Here is a 20,708-nt window from a genome sequence, read left to right as displayed (position 1 = left end):
ACGCCATGACGAAATCCGCCGCCGAACTGCGCCGCGCCGCCCGCGACCATATCCTCGCGCCTCGTCTTGAAACGCCGTTCCATGACCGACTGATGGCGCTGAGCGAGGTCAACGACTGGTACAATTGGGCCGGCTACAAGGCGCCGCATTCGCTGTTCGACAGCGAACTCGAATATTTCGCCATCCGCTCCACCGCCGCCCTCTTCGACATATCGCCGATGGTGAAATACCGCATCACCGGCCCGGATGCCGAACGCTACTTCAACCGCCTGACGCTGCGCGACGTGCGCAAACTCGGCGTCAACCGCGTGCAGTACACCGCCTGGTGCGACGACCATGGCCATGTTCTGGACGACGGCACGCTCTTCCGCCTTGGCGAGCAGGAATTCCGCCTGTGCTGCCAGGAGCGCCACCTCCCCTGGCTGCTCGACAGCGCCTTCGGCTTCACCGTCGATATCCGTGAGGAAACAGAGGAAATCGCAGGCCTCGCTTTGCAGGGTCCGACCAGTTACGCCGTACTGCGCGACGCTGGCTTTGCGGGCGCGGAAAGGCTGAAACCCTTCGATATCGCCACCTTCCCGCATGAGAATGGCGAGGTGACGATTTCCCGAACCGGCTTCACCGGTGACCTCGGTTACGAACTCTTCGTGCCGCGTGCCAAGGCGCTCTCGCTGTGGGATCGCTTGTGGGCCGCCGGGCAGGAGCACGCCATACGCGCCATCGGCTATGGCGCGCTCAACCAGACACGCATCGAAGCCGGCTTCATCGTCGCCAATGCGGATTTCGTTACCGCCGAAGGCTCGCTTCGCGCCCAACGCGTGCGCATGCCCGACGAAATCGGTCTCGACTGGCTGGTCAATCCGGACAAGCCGAACTTCAACGGGCGCCGGGCGATCCTCGATGCACGTCGGAATCAAACTCTTAAGCACATCCTCGTCGGCCTTGAAATCGAAGGAAATATTCCCGCCGAGCATGCCATCGTCTATCATCGAAAAAAGCACGAGGCGGGCCTCGTCACCGCCGCGATCTGGTCGCCGACGGCCAAGCGCAACATCGCCATCGCCAGCCTCGAACGACCCTACGGTTCAAAATTCACCGATGACCTCTGGGTCGAAATCTATGCAATGCGAGAGCTGAAGTATCAGAAGATGATGAAGCGCGCGAAGATCGTGCCACGGCCCTTCGTCAAGCTCGCGCGCCGCACGGTAACGCCGCCCGGCCTGACATAACATGGACGAGGAAACGCGCCGCAACTGGGAGATCATCACCACGCCACCCGGCACCGAATGGTCCGGGCGCGCGCGCTATGCGGCGGCGATGTATTTCTGCCAGCGCGGCGACATGGCGGCGGAGGTACTGGAAATCTACCGCATCTGTTCGAGGCTCGATGCGGAAGATCCGGTTTCGGTGCTGAGGCGGTGGAAGCTCGGCGAAGAGTGGATCGCGCGGCTGGAGGCTTTCCGCAAGGGATCAGGTTGACGCCGCGGGCGTGCCATAGGTGGCGAACAGGCGGTGAAGGGCGTCCTTGCCTTCGCTGGCGATGTCGAAGCGACGGCCGAAGAGCAGCCACTCCGAGCACAGGCCCTTGATCACCCAGCGCAACGTGGAGGCGGCCGAGCGCGGCGTCCAGGCTCCGCCAAGCTTGCCCTGCCCTTGCGCCTTCAAGAAGGCCGCTTCCAGCGCCTGCATGTGCTCGTCGTCGATGTCGTTCTGGCGTTCGGAGATGACGGCGAATTCGCCGGTATTGTCGCAGCGCAGCAGGATCGAGAGGATACGCTGGCGGTGCTCGTCCGTTGCGAGCATTTCGAGCCATTCCCGGCCCACCCGTTCGAGCACGCCGAAAACGTCGGCATTCTCGGCTTCCAGTTCGCGGGCTATCAGCTCTTCCTGCGGCATGGGAAGCGAATTGTAGAGTTCCAGCACGAGGTCCGCCCGGTTGGCGAAGTGCCAATAGATGGCGCCGCGGGTAACCCCCGCGGCGCGCGCCACATCCTCCATCGAGGCATGGGCGACACCCTTTTCGTAGAAGACCTTTTCTGCCGCCAGCAGGATCTGCTGGCGGGTTTCCTTGGCCTCTGCCTTCGTCCGGCGCATGGTGCCTACTCCGCCGGGCTGGTTGCCGCCGAAGTCGGCTCCTCCTTCTTTTTCCCGTAGCCGAACAGCTTCATCACGAAGACGAAGAAGACCGGAACGAAGAAGATCGCGAGCACGGTGGCGGTGATCATGCCGCCCATCACGCCGGTACCGATGGCGCGCTGGCTGCCCGAGCTTGCACCCGTCGCGATCGCGAGCGGCAGAACGCCAAGCGTGAAGGCAAGCGAGGTCATCAGGATCGGGCGGAAGCGCAGGTGGCAGGCCTCGATCGTCGCATCGATCAGCGACTTGCCGTCCTCCATCAGTTCCTTGGCGAACTCGATGATCAGGATCGCGTTCTTCGCCGACAGGCCGATGATCGCGATCAGGCCCACCTTGAAGTACACGTCGTTCGACATGTCGCGCATCGTCACCGCAAGCACGGCGCCGATGACACCGAGCGGCACCACGAGGATGACCGCGAACGGGATCGACCAGCTTTCATAGAGCGCTGCAAGGCACAGGAACACCAGGAGGATCGAGAGACCGACGAGGATCGGCGCCTGCGAACCGGACTGGATTTCCTGCAAGGACTGGCCCGTCCACTCGTAACCGAAGCCTGGCGGAAGCTGGGAGGCAAGCCGCTGCATCTCGGCAATCGCATCACCGGATGAGAAGCCCGGCTTCGTATCACCGCTGAAGCGAACGGACGGATAGCCGTTGTAGCCGACCGTCTGGGTCGGCGCCATCGTCCACTCCGCGGTCGCAAAGGCCGAGATCGGCACCATGCCACCGTTCGCATTGCGCACGTTGAGGTTCAGGAGATCGGCCACCTGCATGCGTTCGTTCTGGTCCGCCTGGACCGTCACGCGCTGCATGCGCCCGGCATTCGGGAAGTCGTTGACATAGGTCGAGCCGAGATTGGTCGAGATCGTCGAGTTGATGTCGGCGAAGGTCACGCCGAAGGTATTGGCCTTCTCGCGGTCGATGATGACATTGACCTGCGCCGCATCCGGCATGCCTTCAACGCGCACGCCCGCCACGACATTGCTCTGGGCCGCCAGGCCGAGAAGCTGGGCACTTGCAGCCGAGAGCGCCTGCTGGCCGAGGCCGGCACGATCCTGCAGACGGAACGAGAAACCGCCCGTCGTGCCGAGACCCTGGATCGGCGGCGGCGACAGCGCGAAGCTGATCGCATCCTTGATCTGGCTCATCGCCATGCTGGCGCGTCCGGCAATCGCCTGCGCCGAGTTTTCCGGCCCACGCTCGCTCCAGTCCTTCAAAGTCACGAAGGCAAGACCGGCGTTCTGACCCGAACCGAAGAACGAGAAGCCGTTGATGCCGACGATCGTCTCCACGGCCGGTTCCTGGCCGAAGATGTGCTCGACCTGCGACAGCACCTCGTCGGTGCGGTGTCCCGTCGCTTCGGAGGGAAGCTGCATCATGACGATGGCAAAGCCCTGGTCTTCGTCCGGCAGGAACGACGACGGCAGCTTCATGAACAGGTAGCCGAGGCCGGCGAGGATGGCGAGGTAGATCACCATGACCCGGCCGGTGCGCCGGATCAGCCAGCTGACGCTGCCGCTATACTTCCTCGATGTCTTGTCGAAGCCGCGGTTGAACCAGCCGAAGAAGCCACGCTTGACCTGGTGATGCCCCTTCGGAACCTGCTTCAGGAAGCTACCGGCAAGCGCCGGTGTCAGCGAGAGTGCAAGGAAGGCCGAGAACAGGATCGAGACGACCATGGTCAGCGAGAACTGCTGGTAGATGACGCCCACCGCACCCGGGAAGAAGCCCATCGGAATGAACACCGAGGCGAGCACCAGCGTGATGCCGATGACGGCGCCGGTGATCTGCTTCATCGCCTTGCGGGTCGCCTCCTTCGGCGGCAGGCCCTCTTCCGACATGATGCGCTCGACGTTCTCCACGACGATGATTGCATCGTCGACGAGAATGCCGATGGCGAGCACCATGGCGAACATGGTCAGAACGTTGATCGAGAATCCCATGGCGAGCATGACGGCACAGGTACCGAGCAGTGCGACCGGAACGACGAGCGTCGGGATGATCGTGTAGCGGATGTTCTGCAGGAACAGGAACATCACGAGGAACACGAGGCCGACGGCTTCGAGCAGCGTGTGCAGAACCTTCTCGATCGACACTTTCACGAAAGGCGAGGTGTCATAAGGCGTCGAGTATTCGATGCCCGGCGGGAAGAATTTTGACAGCTCTTCCATGCGAGCCTTGATCGCCTCGGACGTCGCCATGGCGTTGCCCGTCGGCGAAAGCTGCACGGCAACGGCTGCCGAAGGCTGGCCGTTGAGGCGCGTCGAGAACGAATAGCTCTCGCCGCCCACTTCGACCCGCGCGACGTCGCGCAGGCGCACGGCCGAACCGTCCGCATTGGCGCGAAGCACGATGGCGCCGAACTCTTCCGGCGTCGTCAGCTGGCCCTTGATGTTGACGGGAGCCGCAACCTGCTGGGTGATCGGGTTCGGCTGCGCGCCAATCGAACCTGCGGCGATCTGGGCGTTCTGTGCCCCGATAGCGGCATTGACGTCCGCGGCCGTCAGGTTGAGGCCGAGCATCTTGTCCGGATCGAGCCAGATGCGCATGGAACGCTGGGTGGCGAAGAGCTGCGCACGGCCGACGCCCGGCACGCGCTGGACTTCGCTGAGGATGTTGCGGTTGACGTAGTCACCGAGGCTGATGGCATCCATCGAACCGTCGGTGGAGGTCAGCGCGACGATCAGGAGGAAGCCGGAACCGGCCTCTTCGACCGTCACGCCCTGGCGACGAACCGCATCGGGAAGACGCGGTTCGACGCGGCTGACGCGGTTCTGCACGTCGACCGACGCCTGGCTCGGATCGGTGCCCGGCGCGAACGTAATGTTGATCTGCGCGGACCCTGCGGCATCGGAGGTCGACTCGAAATAGAGCATGCCCTCGACGCCGTTCAGCTCATCCTCGATGAGCTTGGTGACACTCTGGTAGGTATCCTGCGAGGATGCGCCGGAATAGGATGTCGACACCGTGATCTGTGGCGGCGCGACGTCCGGGTACTGCGCGATCGGTAGAAGCGGGATGGCGATGGCGCCGGCGATCATGATGAAGATCGCGACGACCCAGGCGAAAATCGGCCTGTCGATGAAAAAACTGGGCATCGTTCAGATCCTTACTTCGCCTGTTCGGTCTGTTCGGTCTTTGCAGCACCCTCGCCGCCTGCGGCCTTGTCAGCTTCGCCGGTCTTTGCAGCACCGTCGCCACCCGCAGCCTTGTCGGCCTCGCCGGTCTTGGCAGCACCTTCACCGCCTTCGGCCTTGCCAGCCTCGCCCTCGGCGGCTTTGGCCACTGCATTCGGGTCCCAGTCGGTCGGCACGACTTCACCGCCCGGCTGAACCTTCTGGAAGCCTTCGACGATGATCTTCTCACCGTCCTTCAGGCCGTCCGTGATGACCCAGCGCGTGCCGGCTGCGCGGCCGACGCGAACGTTGCGGGTGCCGGCCTTGTTGTCAGCGCTGACCACGTAGACGAGCGCGCCGCCGGCGCTGTCGCGCTGCACGGCCTGCTGCGGCACGAGCACTGCGTTGCGTTCGATGCCCTGCACGATCTGCACGCGCACATACATGCCCGGCAGAAGATCGCCGTCCGGGTTCGGGAATTCGCCGCGCAACGTCACCTGGCCGGTCGTCTCGTCGACGGCGGCTTCGGAGAACAGCAGCTTGCCCGAATGCGGATACTCGGAACCGTCATCGAGCATCAGCTTGACGTCGGCGGAATTGTTTTCGGCCATCAGATCGCCGTCCTCCAGCGCCTTGCGCAGGCGCATCAGGTCGGTCGCCGACTGGGTGAAGTCGGCATAAACCGGGTCGAGCTGCTGGATCGTCGCAAGGTTTTCCGTGCCGTTGGCCGAAACCAGCGCGCCCTCGGTAATGAGCGCGCGACCGATGCGGCCGCTGATCGGCGCCTTGACGTCGGTATAGGCGAGATTGAGCTTGGCCGTCGCGAGGCTGGCCTCTGCGATGGCGACATCGGCATCAGCCTGTGCGAGCTGAGCAACGGCGTCGTCATAAGCCTGCGCGGAGGCGACATTCGACTTGCGCAGCTGCTCCTGGCGATCGGCCGTGTTGCGCGCCTGGGCCTGGACGGCCTTGGCACGACGCAGCGTCGCCTCGGCGCTGTTGACCTGAACCTGGAACGAGGCCGGGTCGATGCGATAGAGCACGTCGCCTTCCTTGACCTGCGAGCCCTGCTCGAAGATGCGCTCGATGATGATACCGGTCGCCCGCGGACGGACCTCCGCGGTGCGGGTCGCAGCAATGCGGCCCGGCAGGTCGTTGGTGATCGGCACATCCTCGGCCTTCACGGTGGTGACAGACACTTGCGGCGGCGGAAAGGCAAAGCCCGCCTGGGGCGCCTGCTCGTCCTGGCAGCCGGCGAGAATCAAAAGGGCGCCAAAGGTCACAATCGAAATCGGTCTCGTGAAACGCATGGGTTCTTCCATAGGCAATGCCGGCTGGGATGGCGGCAGGGTGCAAAAAACGAGTCGATGCGGTGATCGCAAGACCACCGCATCGCAACATACAAACATCGCTGTATGTTAGTTTCTGACGTTTGACAACCGTAGACCACAGCGTGATTTGCTGCAATCCACTCCGATCACGGACTTGTTATGAGGGGCCTCAACGTATTGCCTGGCCATTCGCATCGAAGCGATGGGTCTGGCCGGCCGCCGGCGTGGCGAAGACGATGTCGTCCACCGCATAGTGATGCTCGCCGAACAGGCGGACCGTCACCAACCCTATCTTTTCCGATTCGAGATAGACGATGGTGTCAGCGCCAAGATGCTCGACATGCACCACCTTACCCTGCCACTCGCCACTCTCGCGCGACAACGTCAGGTGTTCCGGCCGCATCCCGATGGTCTTCGCATCCGTCACGCCGACCCGACCCGCGTCGATGAAGTTCATGCTTGGCGAACCGATGAATCCGGCGACGAACAGGTTGGCCGGACGGTTATAGAGTTCCATCGGCGAGCCGATCTGCTGGATGACGCCAGCATCCAGCACCACGATCTTGTCCGCCAGCGTCATCGCCTCGACCTGGTCGTGCGTGACGTAGATCATGGTGGCCTTCAACTCCCGATGCAGCCGGGCGATCTCAAGGCGGGTGTTGACGCGAAGCGCCGCATCGAGGTTCGACAGCGGCTCATCGAACAGGAAGAGTTTCGGTTCGCGCACGATGGCGCGGCCGATGGCGACGCGCTGGCGCTGGCCGCCGGACAGTTCCGCCGGGCGACGGGCCAGGTATTTTTCCAGCGACAGCATGGCCGAAGCCTTGTCGACGCGCTGCTCGATCTCCGCCTTCGGGGTGCCTGCCTGCTTGAGGCCGAGACCCATATTGTCCTTCACCGTCAGGTGCGGATAGAGCGCGTAGGACTGGAACACCATGGCGATACCGCGCTTGGCCGGCGGCACGGTCACGACTTCCGCGCCATCGATGGTGATCGAGCCGGATGTCGCATCCTCGAGGCCGGCGATGATGCGCAGCAGCGTTGACTTGCCGCAGCCCGAGGGGCCGACGAAGATGACGAATTCACCGTCCTTCACGTCGAGATCGATGCCCTTGATCACGTCGACGGTGCCGAAGGACTTGCGTATGGATTTAAGTTGAAGAGAGCCCACCTGATTTCCCCTTAAAGCTTGACCGTTTGACCGGTTCTGACACTTTCGTCGGCCGCCAGGCAGATCCTCAGCGACTGCACTGCATCGTCCATGTGCCGCGAGAGGTCGATGTCCTCACGGATGGCTTTCAGCACGAAGGCCTGCTCCCGGTCGCAGAGTTCCTGGTGGCCGGGTTCACCCGCCATTTTCAGGTCCTCGTCCGCTGACAGGAACTTGCCGTCCGGCCCCGTCGCCGCGTTGTGAACGCGGATAACCGCCGTCTTGGTATGCGTGTCGATGTCGTCTGACTTGGCATTCGGATCCATGACGATCGAAACCGAGCCGTTCGGCGACATGACATCCTTCACGAAAAAGGCCGTTTCGGAGATCATCGGGCCCCAGCCCGCCTCGTACCAGCCGAGCGAACCATCGTCGAACAGCACCTGGAGATGGCCGTAATTGTACATGTCCGGCGCAATCTCGTTGGAAAGCCGCAGGCCCATGCCACGCACCTCGACCGGCTTGGCGTCGGTGATCTGGCACATCACGTCGACATAGTGCACGCCGCAATCGACGATCGGCGGGGTGGTGTGCATCAGCGCCTTGTGGGTCGCCCAGGTCGGTCCGCTCGACTGCTGGTTCAGGTTCATGCGGAACACGTAGGGACCGCCGAGCTTGCGGGCCTCCTCGATGAGCCGCACCCAGGACGGATGATGGCGCAGGATGTAGCCGACGACGAGCTTGCGGCCGTTGGCTTTCGCGCAGGCCACGACCCGCTCGGCATCCGCCACGGTCGTCGCCAGCGGCTTTTCGAGGAAGACATGGGCGCCGGCTTCCATCGCCGTAATCGCGTATTCGGCATGGCTGTCCGAATAGGTGCTGATCGAGCAGAGTTCCGGCTTGAACTCGGTCAGGGCATCCAGGAACGACGGATGGATCTCGTAGCCTTCCAGGCCAGCCGGCACCGGAACCTTCGAACGGTTGACGAGCCCGACGATCTCGAAACCCGGATTTTCATGATAGGCGAGCGCGTGGCTGCGGCCCATATTGCCGAGGCCGGCGGACAGGACGCGGATTGGGGTATTGGCAGAACTCACTTGACTGCTCCCGAGGTAATGCCGCGGATCAGCTGCCGCGAGAAGATGAAATAGAGGATGAGCACGGGCAGGATCGCCAGCGAGAGCGCCGCGAGCACCGCATTCCAGTTGGTGACGAACTGGCCGATGAAGATCTGCGAGCCCAGCGTCACCGTCTTGGTCGCCTCACTCGGCGCCAGGATCAGCGGGAACCACAGGTCGTTCCAGATCGGGATCATCGTGAAGACCGCAACCGTCGCCATGGCCGGCCGCACCAGCGGCAGCACGAGGCGGAAGAAGATCGAATATTCCGAAAGCCCGTCGATGCGCCCGGCATTCTTGAGGTCGTCGGAGACGGTCCGCATGAATTCCGACAGGATGAAGACCGCGAGCGGAATGCCCTGCGCCGTATAGACCAGCACCAGTGCGGTCAGTGTGTTGACGAGACCCGTCGCCACCATTCCCTGCAGGATTGCCACCGTGCCGAGGCGGATCGGGATCATGATGCCGATGGCAAGGTAAAGCCCCATCAGCGTGTTGCCGCGGAAGCGGTATTCCGAGAGCGCGAAGGCAGCCATGGCACCGAACAGCAGCACCAGCGCGATGGAGACCACCGTCACGACAAAGCTGTTCTGGAAGTAGGTGGCGAAATCACCCTGCCCCAGCACCGTGTAGTAGCCGACGAGATCGAAGGTCTTCGGCGTCGGGATCTGCATCGGGTTGCGAAAAATCGCGTTGCGATCCTTCATCGAGTTGATGAGCGTCAGGAACACCGGGAAGATCGAAATCGCCGCGTAGCTGAGGAGCGCCAGGTGGACGAGCCCCGTGCGGGTCAGCGAAGTGCGTGCTTTAGACATGTCAGCCCCTCCCGATCAGAACTGGTAGCGGCGGATACGCCGCTGGATGACGAAGAGATACAGCGAGACGCCGGCGAGGATGATGAGGAACATGACCGTCGCGATCGTCGCGCCCATCGAGCGGTCACCCAACTGAAGCTGGAAACCGAAGAAGGTGCGGTAGAGCAGCGTACCGAGGATGTCCGTCGCCCCGTCCGGCCCGGCAAGCGCGCCCTGCACGGTGTAGACCAGGTCGAAGGCGTTGAAGTTGCCGACGAAGGTGAGGATCGAGATGATGCCGATGGCGGGCAGGATCAGCGGCAGCTTGATCTTCCAGAACTGGCTCCAGCCGGTGACACCGTCACATTCGGCCGCCTCGATCACCTCTTCCGGGATGTTGAGCAGCGCGGCATAGATCAGCATCATCGGGATGCCGACATATTGCCAGACGGAGATCAGCGAGACGGCGATCAGCGCCGAGTTCGGCTTGCCGAGCCACGGTGCGAAGAGCGACTTCAGGCCGACGAGGTCCATCAGGTAAGGCGAGACGCCCCAGATCGGCGAAAGGATGAGCTTCCAGATGAAGCCGACGATCACGAAGGACAGTAGCGTCGGCAGGAAGATCGCCGTGCGATAGGCGGCGGCAAAGCGCAGCTTCGGCAGCGACAGCATGGCGGCGAGCGCCACGCCCATCGGGTTCTGCACCAGCATGTGGATGATGAAGAAGATGACGTTGTTCTTCAGCGCATTCCAGAAGTCGTCCGCCCAGCGCTCGTCGCCAAACAGCACCTGGAAGTTGCTGAGCCCCACGAAGGTCGACTGGCCGTCGACCGTGTTGAACAGGGACAGGCGCAACGTCTCGATGAGCGGCAGGATCATGACCGCCGAGTAGACGATGAACGCCGGCAGCAGGAAAACACCGATATGCCAGCGCGTCGGGCGTTTGATCGGCCCTGTCGCTTCATGGGTGGAAGGTATGTCGCTCATGGCCCAGCCTGCCCCTCTGATGGTTGTTCGTTTAAATCCGCATACGCGAACGCCTTGCGCGGCGGCTTCACCGCACATGACAATTTCAGCATACACATTAGTAACGGGGTCGCGCCCCGAATTTGCCCTTCGGCACCCTCTGTCCACCGGGACAAGGAGGGATATGGCATGCGCCGGTCATTTCAAGCCGCGCCGCCTAAAGTCCCTCCCCCCGGAATGGTGCGGGGAGAGGACCGGAGCAGGGAAACCCTGCTCCTGAAGCAGAATTCAGCGACTGGAACCGGCGCTTACTTGGCCGGCTTGTACCAGCTGTCGAGACCCTTCTGGAGCTTCTCGGCAGCCACTTCCGGCGTATCGGTGCCGTTGATGACGTTGGCCGATTCGGTCCAGGTCTCGTTTTCAAGGTTCGGCGTGCCGCGCGACAGGATCTGGTAGGTCGAGCGGATCGTCGGCTTGCACTTTTCACGCCAGGAAACGAATTCCTGCGCCAGCGGATCGGCCATCTTCACCGCGGTCGAATTCAGGCTGAAGAAGCCCGGCAGCGAGTTGGCGTAGATGTCGGCAAATTCCGGCGAGGCAATGAAGGTCAGGAGCTTCTTTGCTGCTTCCGGATTGGCGCCCTTTGCGTTGAGGCCAACGCCGATATCGTTATGGTCCGAGATGTAGCAGGTGTCACCGGCATTCTTGACCGGCGGCGGAAAGGCACCCATCTTGAACTGCGCCTGCGTGTTGAACAGGCCGATTTCCCACGAGCCGGCCGGATAGATGGCAGCGCGGCCGAGCGTGAAGAGGTTCTGGCTGTCCGGATAGGTCTGGGCTTCGAAACCGTCGCCGAGATAGTCCTTCCACTTGGCGAGAACGCGGAACGGCTCGACCCAACCCTCGTCGGTCAGCTTCTGCTCGCCCTTGATCAGCGCCTTACGGCCTTCCTCACCCTTCCAGTAGGTCGGGCCGATGTTCTGGTAGGCCATGGTTGCGGCTTCCCAGAGATCCTTCGTGCCCATCGCCATCGGGATGAAGCTGCCTTCGGCCTTGATCTTGTCGAGGGCTGCGAAGAATTCGGCTTCCGTCGCCGGAACGGTGATGCCGAGCTGGTCGAAGGCATCCTTGTTGTAGATGAAGCCGTGGATAACCGAGGCCATCGGTACGCAGAACGCCGTCGCACCGTCGTCCGTCGTCCAGGCGGCCTTTGCCACGTCGGAGAAGTTCTCCATGCCCGGCAGATCGTTCAGGCTGGCAAGGTGACCCTTGTTGAAGAGTTCCAGCGACGCGTCGAACGGACGGCAGGTGATGAGATCGCCTGCGGAGCCGGCGTCGAGCTTGGCGTTCAGCGCCGCGTTGTATTCGGTCGGCGCGGTCGGCGCGAAGACGACCTTGATGCCGGGGTTCTTGGCTTCGAAGGCCGGGATGATCTTTTCCTGCCAGATGGCAAGATCGTCATTGCGCCAGCTTTCGACGGTCAGTGTGACGTCCTGTGCCTGGGCAAACCCGGCCGTGCCGAGGATGCTCGAAGCAAGGAGCAGGCCCTTGATTGCGTTGCGTGTCATGTCATTCTCCCCTTTTATGCGCCGCAGCGCGTTTTGAGACTTTTTATCCGAGAGCCTTGAGGGCGCGCCGGAGACTTTGCCCCGACCGGTCCAGCGCCGCCTGAGCGGCACCGGCATCCTCGGCTCCCGCAGCGAGCAGCACGGCCGCCTTGACCGACCCCTCGGAGCGCGCGAGAAGGCGCTCCGCCTCGTCGAGCCCGACACCGGAAATGTCGGAGACGATACGGCAGGCACGCCCCTTCAGTTTGATATTGTCGGCCTTGAGATTGACCATGTGGCCATCGTGCACATGGCCGAGATGGATGCCGACCAGCGTGGAAAACATGTTAAAGGCGATCTTCTGCGCCGTGCCCGCGCCCATGCGCGTCGAGCCGGAAATCACCTCCGGCGGCGTCTGCAACAGGATCGCGACGTCGGCACCGTCAAACAGCCGGGCACCGGGATTGTTGGCGAAGGAAACGACGTTTGCGCCCTTCTCCTTCGCGTAAGCCGCGATGGCGAGCGCATAGGGCGTGCTGCCGCTGGCGGAGACAGCAATCACGCAGTCGCCGGGGCCGATACCGGCCTGCGAGGCATCGGAAACCGCCAGGTCGCGGTCATCTTCATATCCGCCTGCAAGGTCTTCGAGGCTCGCGGCACCGCCGGCGAGCAAAATGACGATGCGATCTCGCGAAATGCCATAGGTACCGGGAAGCTCGAGCGCGTCGGCCATGGCCATCAGGCCGGAACTGCCGGCGCCCACATAGACAAGGCGGCCGCCGGAGAGCAACGCATCGGCGGCAAGACGGGCAGCAGCGGCAATATCGCCAAGCGCGCCGTCGACCACGGCGGCCGCGGCCTTCTGCCCATCCGCAAGCACTTTCAGTACATCCACGGGCTGACGTTCGTCGAGCCCGCTTGCCTGATCGTGCCTGCCTTCAGTCTTGCCTGCAGCCATCGTTGTGTCTCCTCTGCTCGAAATTAATGCCAAAAAAATACCAATTGTCCATAGGAAATTAATTTTTGAGACCACTTTTTTGCAGTTCAATATTTTTATATCGTAAAATCAATAATATAGAAGAAAGCTTATTTTCGATACCACCATACCCCTTGGTTAATGGTATTTTTTTGGTATCGTTGCTCATGGAGGTGCCCATGACGGATTACATTCTCGGTATCGACGGCGGAGGGACGAGTTGCCGTGCGGCGGTCGCAAGACCGGACGGCACGATCCTCGGGCGCGGCAAGAGCGGCGCGGCCAACATCCTGACCGACCCCAACAATGCGATCATTTCCATCACGGAAGCCGCCAAGGCCGCCTATCGCGACGCCGGGTTCGATGAGGCCAGCGTCAATGGCGCCTCGGCGTTTCTCGGTCTTGCCGGCACCAATGTCGGCGACCTCACACGCTATGTGCACGACCGCCTGCCCTTCCGTCACACCGACATCGATTCTGATGGCCTGATCGCCCTGCAGGGCGCGATCGGCGACGAGGACGGCGCTGTGGCGATCCTCGGCACCGGCTCCATCTACATGGGCCGCAAGAACGGCACCGTGCGCTATATCGGCGGCTGGGGCTTTACCGTCGGCGATCTCGGCGGCGGCGCGCGCATCGGCCACGCCCTCTTGCAGGAAGCCCTGCTCGCCCATGACGGCGTGCACGCACGCTCTCCGGTCACCGAGGCCGTGCTGGAAGAGTTCAAACACGATCCGCGCGGCATCGTCGAATTCGCACGCCTCTCGAAGCCCGGCGATTTCGGCCGGTTCGCGCCCCTCGTCTTCGATCATGCGCGCCAGGGCGACCCACAGGCCATCGCCATCGCAAAGGCGGGGGCAACGGCGGTCAACGAATCCCTCGATGCCATCATGGCGCAAGCCGGCGCACCGCGCCTCTGCCTGCTGGGCGGGCTGGCGCCGCTCTATCCGAACTGGCTGTCCGAGCACCATCGCGCCATTCTGGTTGAAGCCCAGGCCGACGCCCTGACCGGCGCCGTGGCGCTCGCCGCCAACCGCCGCAGGGAACGAACGGGAGCCGCCGCATGACCACGCCGCTCACCACGATCCTTTCGCCCGAAAGCCTGCAATCCGGCGTGCCCGGCCCGCTTTACGTCAAATTGCGCCAGACGCTGGAAGAAGCGATCACCTCCGGCAAGCTCAATTACGGCGATGCCCTGCCGGCCGAGCGCGATCTCGCCGACCACGCCCATGTCAGCCGCGTCACCGTGCGCAAGGCGGTTGATGATCTTGTCAAGGACGGCCTGCTGGTGCGCCGCCATGGCTCCGGGACCTTCGTCGCAAAGCCTGTCTCCAAGGTGCAGCAATCGCTCTCGCGCCTCACCTCGTTTACCGAGGACATGGCGCGGCGCGGGCTCACCACCCGCGCCGAATGGCTCGACCGCGGCCTGTTCCACCCCTCGCCGGACGAGATGATGATGCTCGGCCTGCCGCCGGATGGGCTCGTCGCCCGGCTCGGCCGCCTGCGCGTTGCCGACGACATGCCGCTCGCCATCGAGCGCGCCTGCATTTCCTCCGAGTTCCTGCCGGATCCGATGCAGGTGCAGGGATCGCTCTATGCGGCGCTGGAAAAACATGGCTGCCGGCCGGTGCGCGCCGTGCAGCGCATCTCCGCCTACAACATGAAGGATCCGGACGCCGCCATGCTCGGCGTTCCCGCCGGCTCCGCCGGGCTCTCCATCGAGCGGGTATCCTATCTCCGTACCGGCCGGGTGGTGGAATTCACCCGCTCCATCTATCGCGGCGACGCCTACGATTTCGTCGCCGAACTCACGCTCTCCGAGACGTGAGCGCCAACCGCAAAGGGACTTCCATGCAGACCAACATGCGCAAAGAAATCAAAGAGATCCCCGAAGCGGCTGCCCGGCTGCTGAGCGGCTCGGCAAGCGCCATTGCGGCCGCCGGCAAGGCGCTGCGCGAACGGGATCCGCAATTCTTCGTCACGGTCGCGCGCGGCTCCTCGGATCATGCCGCACTCTTCCTGAAATACGCCATCGAACTGACCGCCGGCCGGCCGGTCGCCTCGCTCGGCCCGTCGCTCGCCTCGATCTACGGCGCCAAACTAAAGCTCGGCGGCGGCGCTGCCATCGCCATCTCCCAGTCGGGAAAAAGCCCTGATATCGTTGCCATGGCGGACGGTGCGACGAAGGGCGGCGCGGTCTCGATTGCGCTCACCAACACCTTGCCCTCGCCACTTTCGGAGGCCTGCTCGCATTCGCTCGACCTGTCCGCCGGTCCCGAACTCAGCGTCGCCGCAACAAAATCCTACGTGAACTCCATCGTCGCCGGCCTCGCCGTGCTGGCAGAATGGACGGGCGACGACGCGCTCGACCGCGCGGTGAAAAACCTGCCGGAACAGTTCGCCAAGGCCGTCGCCCTCGACTGGTCCGAGCTTGCCGGCGATCTCAAGGACGCCCAGTCGCTTTACGTGCTCGGCCGCGGCCCCGGCCTTGCCATCGCCAGCGAAGCCGCGCTGAAGTTCAAGGAAACCTCCGGCATGCATGCCGAGGCCTATTCCTCGGCGGAAGTGCTGCACGGCCCGGTCGCCCTCGTCGGCCCATCCTTCCCGGTTATAGCGCTTGCCGCCCGGGATGCTGCGGAAGCTTCCGTCACCGGCATGGCAGATAGCCTGGCCGAGCGCGGCGCCTATGCCTGCGTCACCGGCGCCGGCGCGAAAAGCGCGCGAAAACTGCCCTTCGTCGCCACCGGCCATCCGATCACCGATGCGCTCGCCCTCATCGTGCCCTTCTACGGCTTCGTCGAAGCCTGGTCGCGCGGCAAGGGCCTCGACCCCGACAAGCCGGTCAACCTCAAGAAAGTGACGGAAACCCGATGACAGCGCTCACCGCCATTACCGGCGCCCGCATTTTCGACGGCGATCTCTGGCACGAGAACAGCGCGCTGCTGATCGATGACGGCAAGGTCGCCGCCATCGTACCGCGCCGTGGCGCACCGGCCGATGCCCGGGCCGTGCCGATGGACGGCCTGTCGCTGGTCCCCGGCTTCGTCGATTTGCAGGTCAATGGCGGTGGCGGCGTGCTGCTCAACGAGCAGCCCGACCTCGAAGGCATCCGCACCATCTGCGCGGCCCACGCCCGCTTCGGCACGACCGGGCTGCTGCCGACGCTGATCACCGACAACCGTGCTGTGACGACGCAAACCATCACCGCCGGCCTCGCCGCACAAAAGGCGGCGGTTCCGGGTTTTCTCGGCCTCCACCTCGAAGGCCCGCATCTCTCCGTCGCGCGCAAGGGCGCACACGACCCGGCGCTCATCCGCCCGATGGAGGACGCCGACCTCTCCCGCACCATCGACGCCCGCAAGGGCCTCGACGCCCTGCTGATGACGCTCGCGCCGGAAAACGCCACCAACACGCAGATCGCAGCGCTCCATGCGGCAGGCGTCACCGTCAGCCTCGGCCATTCCGATTGCGGCTATGACATCGCGGCCGCCGCAGTCGAGGCAGGCGCGCGCATGATGACCCACTTGTTCAATGCCATGAGCCCGCTCGGCCACCGGGAGCCCGGCATGGTCGGCGCGGCACTCGATCTCGGCCATCTCAATGCCGGCCTCATCGCCGACGGTTTCCATGTCCACCCGGCCTCTATTGCCGCAGCCCTACGGGCCAAGCGTGGCCCCGGCCGCATCTTCCTCGTCACCGATGCCATGTCGACCATCGGAACGGACATGACGAGCTTCTTCCTCAACGGCCGCGAGATTTTCCGCGAGGGCGGCCGCCTGACGCTCGCCGATGGCACGCTCGCCGGCGCCGATATCGATATGGCCTCCTGCATCCGCTACATGCGCGATCATGTCGGTCTCGACCTGGAAGAAGCGCTGCGCATGGCGTCGCTCTACCCGGCCGAAGCGATCGGCATGACGGGCCGCAAGGGGCGCCTGACCCACGGCCACGATGCCGACTTCGCCGTCATCGACGACGACGTCAACGTCCTCTCCACCTGGATCGGCGGCACGCCGGTCTTCGCCGCCTGACGAGGACGCCACGGTCCTTGCAGGCCGCGGCGGAATCGGCTCTACCGGCCGGGCAAGGATAGGAGCGACACATGCAATTGATCTTCGACGGCCACAACGACGTTCTCCTGCGCCTGTTGGAAAACGCGCGAAAGGGCGCCGATCCGGTCGCCGAATTCGTGGACGGCACCGACAAGGGCCATATCGACGCCCCGCGCGCCAAAAAAGGTGGCCTCGCCGGTGGTTTCTGCGCCATGTTCATCCCGCCGAACGAGGACTACCCCGCTCGTGAGGTTGACGAGAACGGCCATTACAATATCCCCATGGTCGGCCCGCTGGAACAGCCCGCAGCCCTCAACACCGCCATCGAAATGGCCGCCATCGCCTTTCGCCTGGAACGCGTCGGGGCACTTGCCATCTGCCGCTCCACTGCGGACATCCGCTCCGCCATGGCGGCCGGCCGCTTCGCCGCCGTGCTGCATATCGAAGGCTGCGAGCCGATTGCCGAAGACCTTTCCACGCTGGAGGCGTTTTACGCAGCCGGCCTGCGATCGCTCGGCCCGGTCTGGAGCCGCCACAATCGCTTCGGCCACGGCGTGCCCTTTGCCTATCCCTCCTCGCCCGACACCGGCCCCGGCCTCACCGATGCCGGCGTCGAACTGGTCAAGGCCTGTGATCGCCTCGGCATCATGATCGACCTTGCCCACATCACCGAGCAGGGCTTCTGGGACGTCGCAAAAACCAGCACCCAGCCGCTCGTCGCCACCCATTCCAACGTCCATGCCCTGACGCCGATCTCGCGCAACCTCACCGACCGCCAACTCGACGCGATCCGCGAGCGCAAGGGCATTGCCGGCCTCAACTACGCCACCACCATGCTGCGCGCGGACGGGCTCGAAAACGCCGACACGCCGCTGTCCGACATGGTGCGCCACGTCGACCACATGGTCGAACGCATGGGCATCGATTGCGTGGCGCTCGGCTCGGATTTCGACGGTGCAACGATCCCTGCCGCCATCGGTGATGCCGCCGGCAGCCAGGCGCTGGTCGAAGCACTGCGTTCTGCCGGCTATGGCGAAGAGGATCTTGCAAAGCTCTGCCGCGAAAACTGGCTGCGGCTCCTGAAAACCGTCTGGCGCGAAGCCTGACCAAACTGCGGAAGCGACCATGACCAAGCCCCTCATCGAACTCTGCGTCGAAGGCATCGACGGTTTCCTCGCCGCCCAGGAGGCGGGTGCCGACCGCGTGGAACTGTGCGCGAGCCTCGTGGAGGGCGGCCTGACGCCGAGCCTCGCAACCATCCGCGCCGCGGTAAAGGCGGCAAAGATCCCTGTCCATGTCATCATCCGCCCGCGCGGCGGCGACTTCCTCTATTCGGACACCGAGTTCGAAACCATGGTCGAGGACATCAAGGCGCTGCGCGACGAGGGTGTTTCGGGCGTCGTCATCGGCTGCCTGACGCCGGATGGCAGGATCGACGAGCTGCGCACGAAAGCACTGGTCGAGGCCGCGGGGCCGATGTCTGTCACCTGCCACCGGGCCTTCGACATGACGGCGGACGCCCGCGAGGCGCTGGAAGCGCTGATCCGTTGCGGCATCGACCGCGTGCTCACCTCCGGCCAGCGCGACACCGCTGTCGAAGGCGTCGCAATCCTGAAGGCAGCCGTGGAACAGGCCGACGGCCGCATCGTCATCATGGGCTGCGGCGCGCTCGATGCGGGCAACATCCAGACAGTCCGCGACGAGACTGGCCTCACCGAAATGCACTTCGCGGCACTTACGACCGTTCCAAGCGGCATGGCCTTCCGCAACCCGCATGTCGGCATGGGCGGCAGCGAGAAGGACCGGGAATACGAACTGACCCTGACCGACAAGGACGCCGTGCGCGCAACCATCACCGCCGCAAAATCCTGACGGACGTCTTGCAAGCTGCCGGCGGTCCCTTACGTGTAAGCGAAACAAGGAGTTCCGCCATGCCGCTCAAGCCATCCGTTCTCCGCCTGCGCACGCTCGTCGCCGCCGGCCTTCTGGCGCTCGCCGCCCTGCCGGCCGCCGCCGAAACCGTTGGCAAGGTCGGCGTCGACTGGATCGGCAACGATATCTATATCGACGCGGTGACCGATCCGGAGGTCTCCGGCGTCACCTGCCACGTTACCTATTTCGACCGCAGCGTCATCGATCGCCTGAAGAAGGGCAACTGGTTCGAGGATCCGTCGAACAATGCCATCTCCTGCCAGCAGACCGGACCGATCACCATCGGCGACATCGAACTCGACCGCGAAGGCGAGGAAGTCTTCAAGTCCGGCCTGTCGCTGATCTGGAAGTCGCTGATCGTCACGCGCGTCTACGACAAGAAGAATGACACGCTGATCTATCTCGCCCACTCGCGCGAATTGACGGAGGGGTCCGCAAAAATGTCGATCTCCACCGTACCGCTCTACGGCGAAACCGTCACCTGGACCAACGGCAAGCCATAAAAAATGCCCCGGCACCTGAAGGTCCGGGGCATCTTTTTGCGGTGAATGGCGGCTTACTTAACGTAGACAATCTTGCCGCCCGTTGCAGATGTCTTGATTTCGACGACGTTCTGAAGCTGGACGTCCTTGGATGCCAGCGTCTCAAGCAGGGCCGGGTCTGACTGCAATTCAGTCTGGACCTTCTCCATCTGCGAAGGATCGTTTGCCTTCAGCTTCAGGCGCTCGGCCTCGGCGGTCTCCGTTTTGTCATCCTCCAGGGTGGAAATCTGGACGATGCTCACATCGGCGGCGGCAATTGCGCCGGTCGCCAGACCATCCGAGGTCATGGGCGCTGTGGCGTCCTGAGCATAGGCGATGCCCGCAACCGGCGACACGGCAAGAAGCGAAGCAAGAGCGATAGTAACAGTCTTCTTCATAACGTTTCTCCAATGTTTCTCTTACGGGAAGCATGGGTAAAACGGTAACGTCTTCGGTTGGTTCCGAATAAAATGGCACGTTGGCGCGCGCCGCAGATGCTTGATATACGATAGTGCCCTGAAAAAGAGCTTTAGACAGCCGAAAGCACCCGGCCGAAAATCGGCCAGGTGCTCAAACCCGAATTCCGTCCCTGCCCGCGAATTAGGCGGCCTGGGCGAGTTCGTCGGCGATGACGGTGTCGAGGTTGAGGAAGCAGACCATCGACTTTTCCAGCGCCACGATGCCGCGGCAGAAGGCGCGCTGGGCTTCCGGAATGATTTCCGGCGCCGGCTGCAGGGCCTCGCTCTTGATGGTCATCATGTCGGAAACCTGCTCGACCAGCAGACCGACCAGCTTGCCGGCAATGTCCGTGACGATGATGGCGGAGCGCTCGGACGGCTCCGTCATCTTCATGCCGAGGCGGCAGGCCATGTCGATGACCGGGATCACCGCGCCGCGCAGGTTGATGAGACCGAGAACGTAGGGCGGCGTATGCGGCATCGGCGTCACCGGCGCCCAGCCGCGGATTTCGCGGATGGCCATGATGTCGATGCAGAATTCCTGCTCCGCGAGGTGAAAGGAAACGATTTCGAGATAGGCGCCGGACTGCTTAATGGCGTTGGACATG

General features: G+C 63.5%; 21 protein-coding genes. 9 read left to right on the top strand and 12 right to left on the bottom strand.

The features are described 5' to 3' along the window. The first annotated feature begins 5 nt into the window (after positions 1-5). Together BSY16_RS03325 and BSY16_RS03320 are read left to right on the top strand one after the other, a co-directional pair. On the top strand, positions 6-1,229 hold the full coding sequence (locus BSY16_RS03325; protein WP_069061338.1) for an aminomethyl transferase family protein: 1,224 nt from the start codon (positions 6-8) through the stop codon (positions 1,227-1,229). A 1-nt stretch (position 1,230) separates the two neighbouring features. Further along, a complete protein-coding gene (locus BSY16_RS03320; protein WP_069058360.1) occupies positions 1,231-1,479 on the top strand; it encodes a hypothetical protein in 249 nt (82 codons plus the stop codon). Here the strand turns inward: BSY16_RS03320 and BSY16_RS03315 are convergent. The 10 genes from BSY16_RS03315 to BSY16_RS32660 all read right to left on the bottom strand — a co-directional run bounded on the left by BSY16_RS03315 (position 1,471) and on the right by BSY16_RS32660 (position 13,306). Next, a complete protein-coding gene (locus BSY16_RS03315) occupies positions 1,471-2,094 on the bottom strand; it encodes a TetR family transcriptional regulator (RefSeq protein ID WP_069058359.1) in 624 nt (207 codons plus the stop codon). The genes BSY16_RS03320 and BSY16_RS03315 overlap by 9 nt on opposite strands. A gap of 5 nt (positions 2,095-2,099) precedes the next feature. Beyond that, entirely contained in the window at positions 2,100-5,237 is a 3,138-nt protein-coding gene (locus BSY16_RS03310; protein ID WP_069058358.1) for a multidrug efflux RND transporter permease subunit, read from the bottom strand. A gap of 11 nt (positions 5,238-5,248) precedes the next feature. After that, the gene (locus BSY16_RS03305; RefSeq protein ID WP_069058357.1) at positions 5,249-6,565 is read right to left on the bottom strand and encodes an efflux RND transporter periplasmic adaptor subunit; all 1,317 of its coding nucleotides are present in this window, start codon (positions 6,563-6,565) and stop codon (positions 5,249-5,251) included. A gap of 190 nt (positions 6,566-6,755) precedes the next feature. After that, positions 6,756-7,757 (bottom strand): ABC transporter ATP-binding protein, encoded by a 1,002-nt coding sequence (locus BSY16_RS03300; RefSeq protein ID WP_069058356.1) that lies wholly within the window; start codon positions 7,755-7,757, stop codon positions 6,756-6,758. A gap of 11 nt (positions 7,758-7,768) precedes the next feature. Next, positions 7,769-8,833, bottom strand: a complete 1,065-nt coding sequence (locus BSY16_RS03295) for a Gfo/Idh/MocA family protein (RefSeq protein ID WP_069058355.1) — start codon at positions 8,831-8,833, stop codon at positions 7,769-7,771. Then, positions 8,830-9,669 carry a carbohydrate ABC transporter permease gene (locus tag BSY16_RS03290; RefSeq protein WP_069058354.1) on the bottom strand — a complete coding sequence of 280 codons (840 nt, stop codon included), beginning with the start codon at positions 9,667-9,669 and terminating at the stop codon, positions 8,830-8,832. Before BSY16_RS03290 ends, BSY16_RS03295 begins: the two co-directional genes overlap by 4 nt. Before the next feature lie 15 nt (positions 9,670-9,684). Further along, a complete protein-coding gene (locus tag BSY16_RS03285) occupies positions 9,685-10,635 on the bottom strand; it encodes a carbohydrate ABC transporter permease (protein WP_069058353.1) in 951 nt (316 codons plus the stop codon). 287 nt (positions 10,636-10,922) lie between these two features. Next, complete coding sequence (locus BSY16_RS03280; RefSeq protein WP_069058352.1) at positions 10,923-12,182, bottom strand: ABC transporter substrate-binding protein; 1,260 nt, start codon at positions 12,180-12,182, stop codon at positions 10,923-10,925. A 43-nt stretch (positions 12,183-12,225) separates the two neighbouring features. Beyond that, complete coding sequence (locus tag BSY16_RS03275; RefSeq protein ID WP_069058351.1) at positions 12,226-13,119, bottom strand: N-acetylmuramic acid 6-phosphate etherase; 894 nt, start codon at positions 13,117-13,119, stop codon at positions 12,226-12,228. A 58-nt stretch (positions 13,120-13,177) separates the two neighbouring features. Beyond that, the gene (locus tag BSY16_RS32660) at positions 13,178-13,306 is read right to left on the bottom strand and encodes a hypothetical protein (protein ID WP_286157176.1); all 129 of its coding nucleotides are present in this window, start codon (positions 13,304-13,306) and stop codon (positions 13,178-13,180) included. A 10-nt stretch (positions 13,307-13,316) separates the two neighbouring features. Between BSY16_RS32660 and BSY16_RS03270 the strand changes: the two genes are divergently transcribed. The 7 genes from BSY16_RS03270 to BSY16_RS03240 all read left to right on the top strand — a co-directional run bounded on the left by BSY16_RS03270 (position 13,317) and on the right by BSY16_RS03240 (position 19,624). Then, on the top strand, positions 13,317-14,204 hold the full coding sequence (locus tag BSY16_RS03270) for a glucosamine kinase nucleotide-binding domain-containing protein (RefSeq protein WP_069058350.1): 888 nt from the start codon (positions 13,317-13,319) through the stop codon (positions 14,202-14,204). After that, positions 14,201-14,965 carry a GntR family transcriptional regulator gene (locus BSY16_RS03265; RefSeq protein ID WP_069058349.1) on the top strand — a complete coding sequence of 255 codons (765 nt, stop codon included), beginning with the start codon at positions 14,201-14,203 and terminating at the stop codon, positions 14,963-14,965. Before BSY16_RS03270 ends, BSY16_RS03265 begins: the two co-directional genes overlap by 4 nt. Positions 14,966-14,988: 23 nt before the next feature. Next, positions 14,989-16,011 (top strand): SIS domain-containing protein, encoded by a 1,023-nt coding sequence (locus tag BSY16_RS03260; RefSeq protein ID WP_069058348.1) that lies wholly within the window; start codon positions 14,989-14,991, stop codon positions 16,009-16,011. Next, the gene (gene nagA / locus BSY16_RS03255; RefSeq protein WP_069058347.1) at positions 16,008-17,168 is read left to right on the top strand and encodes an N-acetylglucosamine-6-phosphate deacetylase; all 1,161 of its coding nucleotides are present in this window, start codon (positions 16,008-16,010) and stop codon (positions 17,166-17,168) included. The genes BSY16_RS03260 and nagA overlap by 4 nt, the downstream gene beginning before the upstream one ends. Positions 17,169-17,239: 71 nt before the next feature. Next, positions 17,240-18,295 carry a dipeptidase gene (locus BSY16_RS03250; protein WP_069058346.1) on the top strand — a complete coding sequence of 352 codons (1,056 nt, stop codon included), beginning with the start codon at positions 17,240-17,242 and terminating at the stop codon, positions 18,293-18,295. A gap of 19 nt (positions 18,296-18,314) precedes the next feature. Continuing rightward, the gene (locus BSY16_RS03245) at positions 18,315-19,061 is read left to right on the top strand and encodes a copper homeostasis protein CutC (protein WP_069058345.1); all 747 of its coding nucleotides are present in this window, start codon (positions 18,315-18,317) and stop codon (positions 19,059-19,061) included. A gap of 59 nt (positions 19,062-19,120) precedes the next feature. Continuing rightward, positions 19,121-19,624, top strand: a complete 504-nt coding sequence (locus BSY16_RS03240; RefSeq protein WP_069058344.1) for a CreA family protein — start codon at positions 19,121-19,123, stop codon at positions 19,622-19,624. 53 nt (positions 19,625-19,677) lie between these two features. Here the strand turns inward: BSY16_RS03240 and BSY16_RS03235 are convergent, their stop codons facing one another. Together BSY16_RS03235 and BSY16_RS03230 are read right to left on the bottom strand one after the other, a co-directional pair. Continuing rightward, the gene (locus BSY16_RS03235) at positions 19,678-20,040 is read right to left on the bottom strand and encodes a hypothetical protein (RefSeq protein ID WP_069058343.1); all 363 of its coding nucleotides are present in this window, start codon (positions 20,038-20,040) and stop codon (positions 19,678-19,680) included. A gap of 202 nt (positions 20,041-20,242) precedes the next feature. Next, positions 20,243-20,707 carry a chemotaxis protein CheW gene (locus BSY16_RS03230; RefSeq protein WP_069058342.1) on the bottom strand — a complete coding sequence of 155 codons (465 nt, stop codon included), beginning with the start codon at positions 20,705-20,707 and terminating at the stop codon, positions 20,243-20,245. Position 20,708: the final 1 nt, after the last annotated feature.

The organism is Sinorhizobium sp. RAC02 (genome assembly GCF_001713395.1).
GTDB lineage: Bacteria > Pseudomonadota > Alphaproteobacteria > Rhizobiales > Rhizobiaceae > Shinella.
This window is presented reverse-complemented; position numbering and strand designations above follow the sequence as displayed.

What these genes read in the sequence shown, in the direction of transcription:
- BSY16_RS03310 (WP_069058358.1), bottom strand. Translation starts at nt 5,237, where the DNA reads ATGCCCAGTTTTTTCATCGACAGGCCGATTTTCGCCTGGGTCGTCGCG.
- BSY16_RS03240 (WP_069058344.1), top strand. Translation starts at nt 19,121, where the DNA reads ATGCCGCTCAAGCCATCCGTTCTCCGCCTGCGCACGCTCGTCGCCGCC.
- BSY16_RS03285 (WP_069058353.1), bottom strand. Translation starts at nt 10,635, where the DNA reads ATGAGCGACATACCTTCCACCCATGAAGCGACAGGGCCGATCAAACGC.
- BSY16_RS03305 (WP_069058357.1), bottom strand. Translation starts at nt 6,565, where the DNA reads ATGCGTTTCACGAGACCGATTTCGATTGTGACCTTTGGCGCCCTTTTG.
- BSY16_RS03235 (WP_069058343.1), bottom strand. Translation starts at nt 20,040, where the DNA reads ATGAAGAAGACTGTTACTATCGCTCTTGCTTCGCTTCTTGCCGTGTCG.
- BSY16_RS03320 (WP_069058360.1), top strand. Translation starts at nt 1,231, where the DNA reads ATGGACGAGGAAACGCGCCGCAACTGGGAGATCATCACCACGCCACCC.
- nagA (WP_069058347.1), top strand. Translation starts at nt 16,008, where the DNA reads ATGACAGCGCTCACCGCCATTACCGGCGCCCGCATTTTCGACGGCGAT.
- BSY16_RS03290 (WP_069058354.1), bottom strand. Translation starts at nt 9,669, where the DNA reads ATGTCTAAAGCACGCACTTCGCTGACCCGCACGGGGCTCGTCCACCTG.
- BSY16_RS03245 (WP_069058345.1), top strand. Translation starts at nt 18,315, where the DNA reads ATGACCAAGCCCCTCATCGAACTCTGCGTCGAAGGCATCGACGGTTTC.
- BSY16_RS03325 (WP_069061338.1), top strand. Translation starts at nt 6, where the DNA reads ATGACGAAATCCGCCGCCGAACTGCGCCGCGCCGCCCGCGACCATATC.
- BSY16_RS03260 (WP_069058348.1), top strand. Translation starts at nt 14,989, where the DNA reads ATGCAGACCAACATGCGCAAAGAAATCAAAGAGATCCCCGAAGCGGCT.
- BSY16_RS03275 (WP_069058351.1), bottom strand. Translation starts at nt 13,119, where the DNA reads ATGGCTGCAGGCAAGACTGAAGGCAGGCACGATCAGGCAAGCGGGCTC.
- BSY16_RS03265 (WP_069058349.1), top strand. Translation starts at nt 14,201, where the DNA reads ATGACCACGCCGCTCACCACGATCCTTTCGCCCGAAAGCCTGCAATCC.
- BSY16_RS03230 (WP_069058342.1), bottom strand. Translation starts at nt 20,707, where the DNA reads ATGTCCAACGCCATTAAGCAGTCCGGCGCCTATCTCGAAATCGTTTCC.
- BSY16_RS03270 (WP_069058350.1), top strand. Translation starts at nt 13,317, where the DNA reads ATGACGGATTACATTCTCGGTATCGACGGCGGAGGGACGAGTTGCCGT.
- BSY16_RS32660 (WP_286157176.1), bottom strand. Translation starts at nt 13,306, where the DNA reads ATGAGCAACGATACCAAAAAAATACCATTAACCAAGGGGTATGGTGGT.
- BSY16_RS03315 (WP_069058359.1), bottom strand. Translation starts at nt 2,094, where the DNA reads ATGCGCCGGACGAAGGCAGAGGCCAAGGAAACCCGCCAGCAGATCCTG.
- BSY16_RS03250 (WP_069058346.1), top strand. Translation starts at nt 17,240, where the DNA reads ATGCAATTGATCTTCGACGGCCACAACGACGTTCTCCTGCGCCTGTTG.
- BSY16_RS03280 (WP_069058352.1), bottom strand. Translation starts at nt 12,182, where the DNA reads ATGACACGCAACGCAATCAAGGGCCTGCTCCTTGCTTCGAGCATCCTC.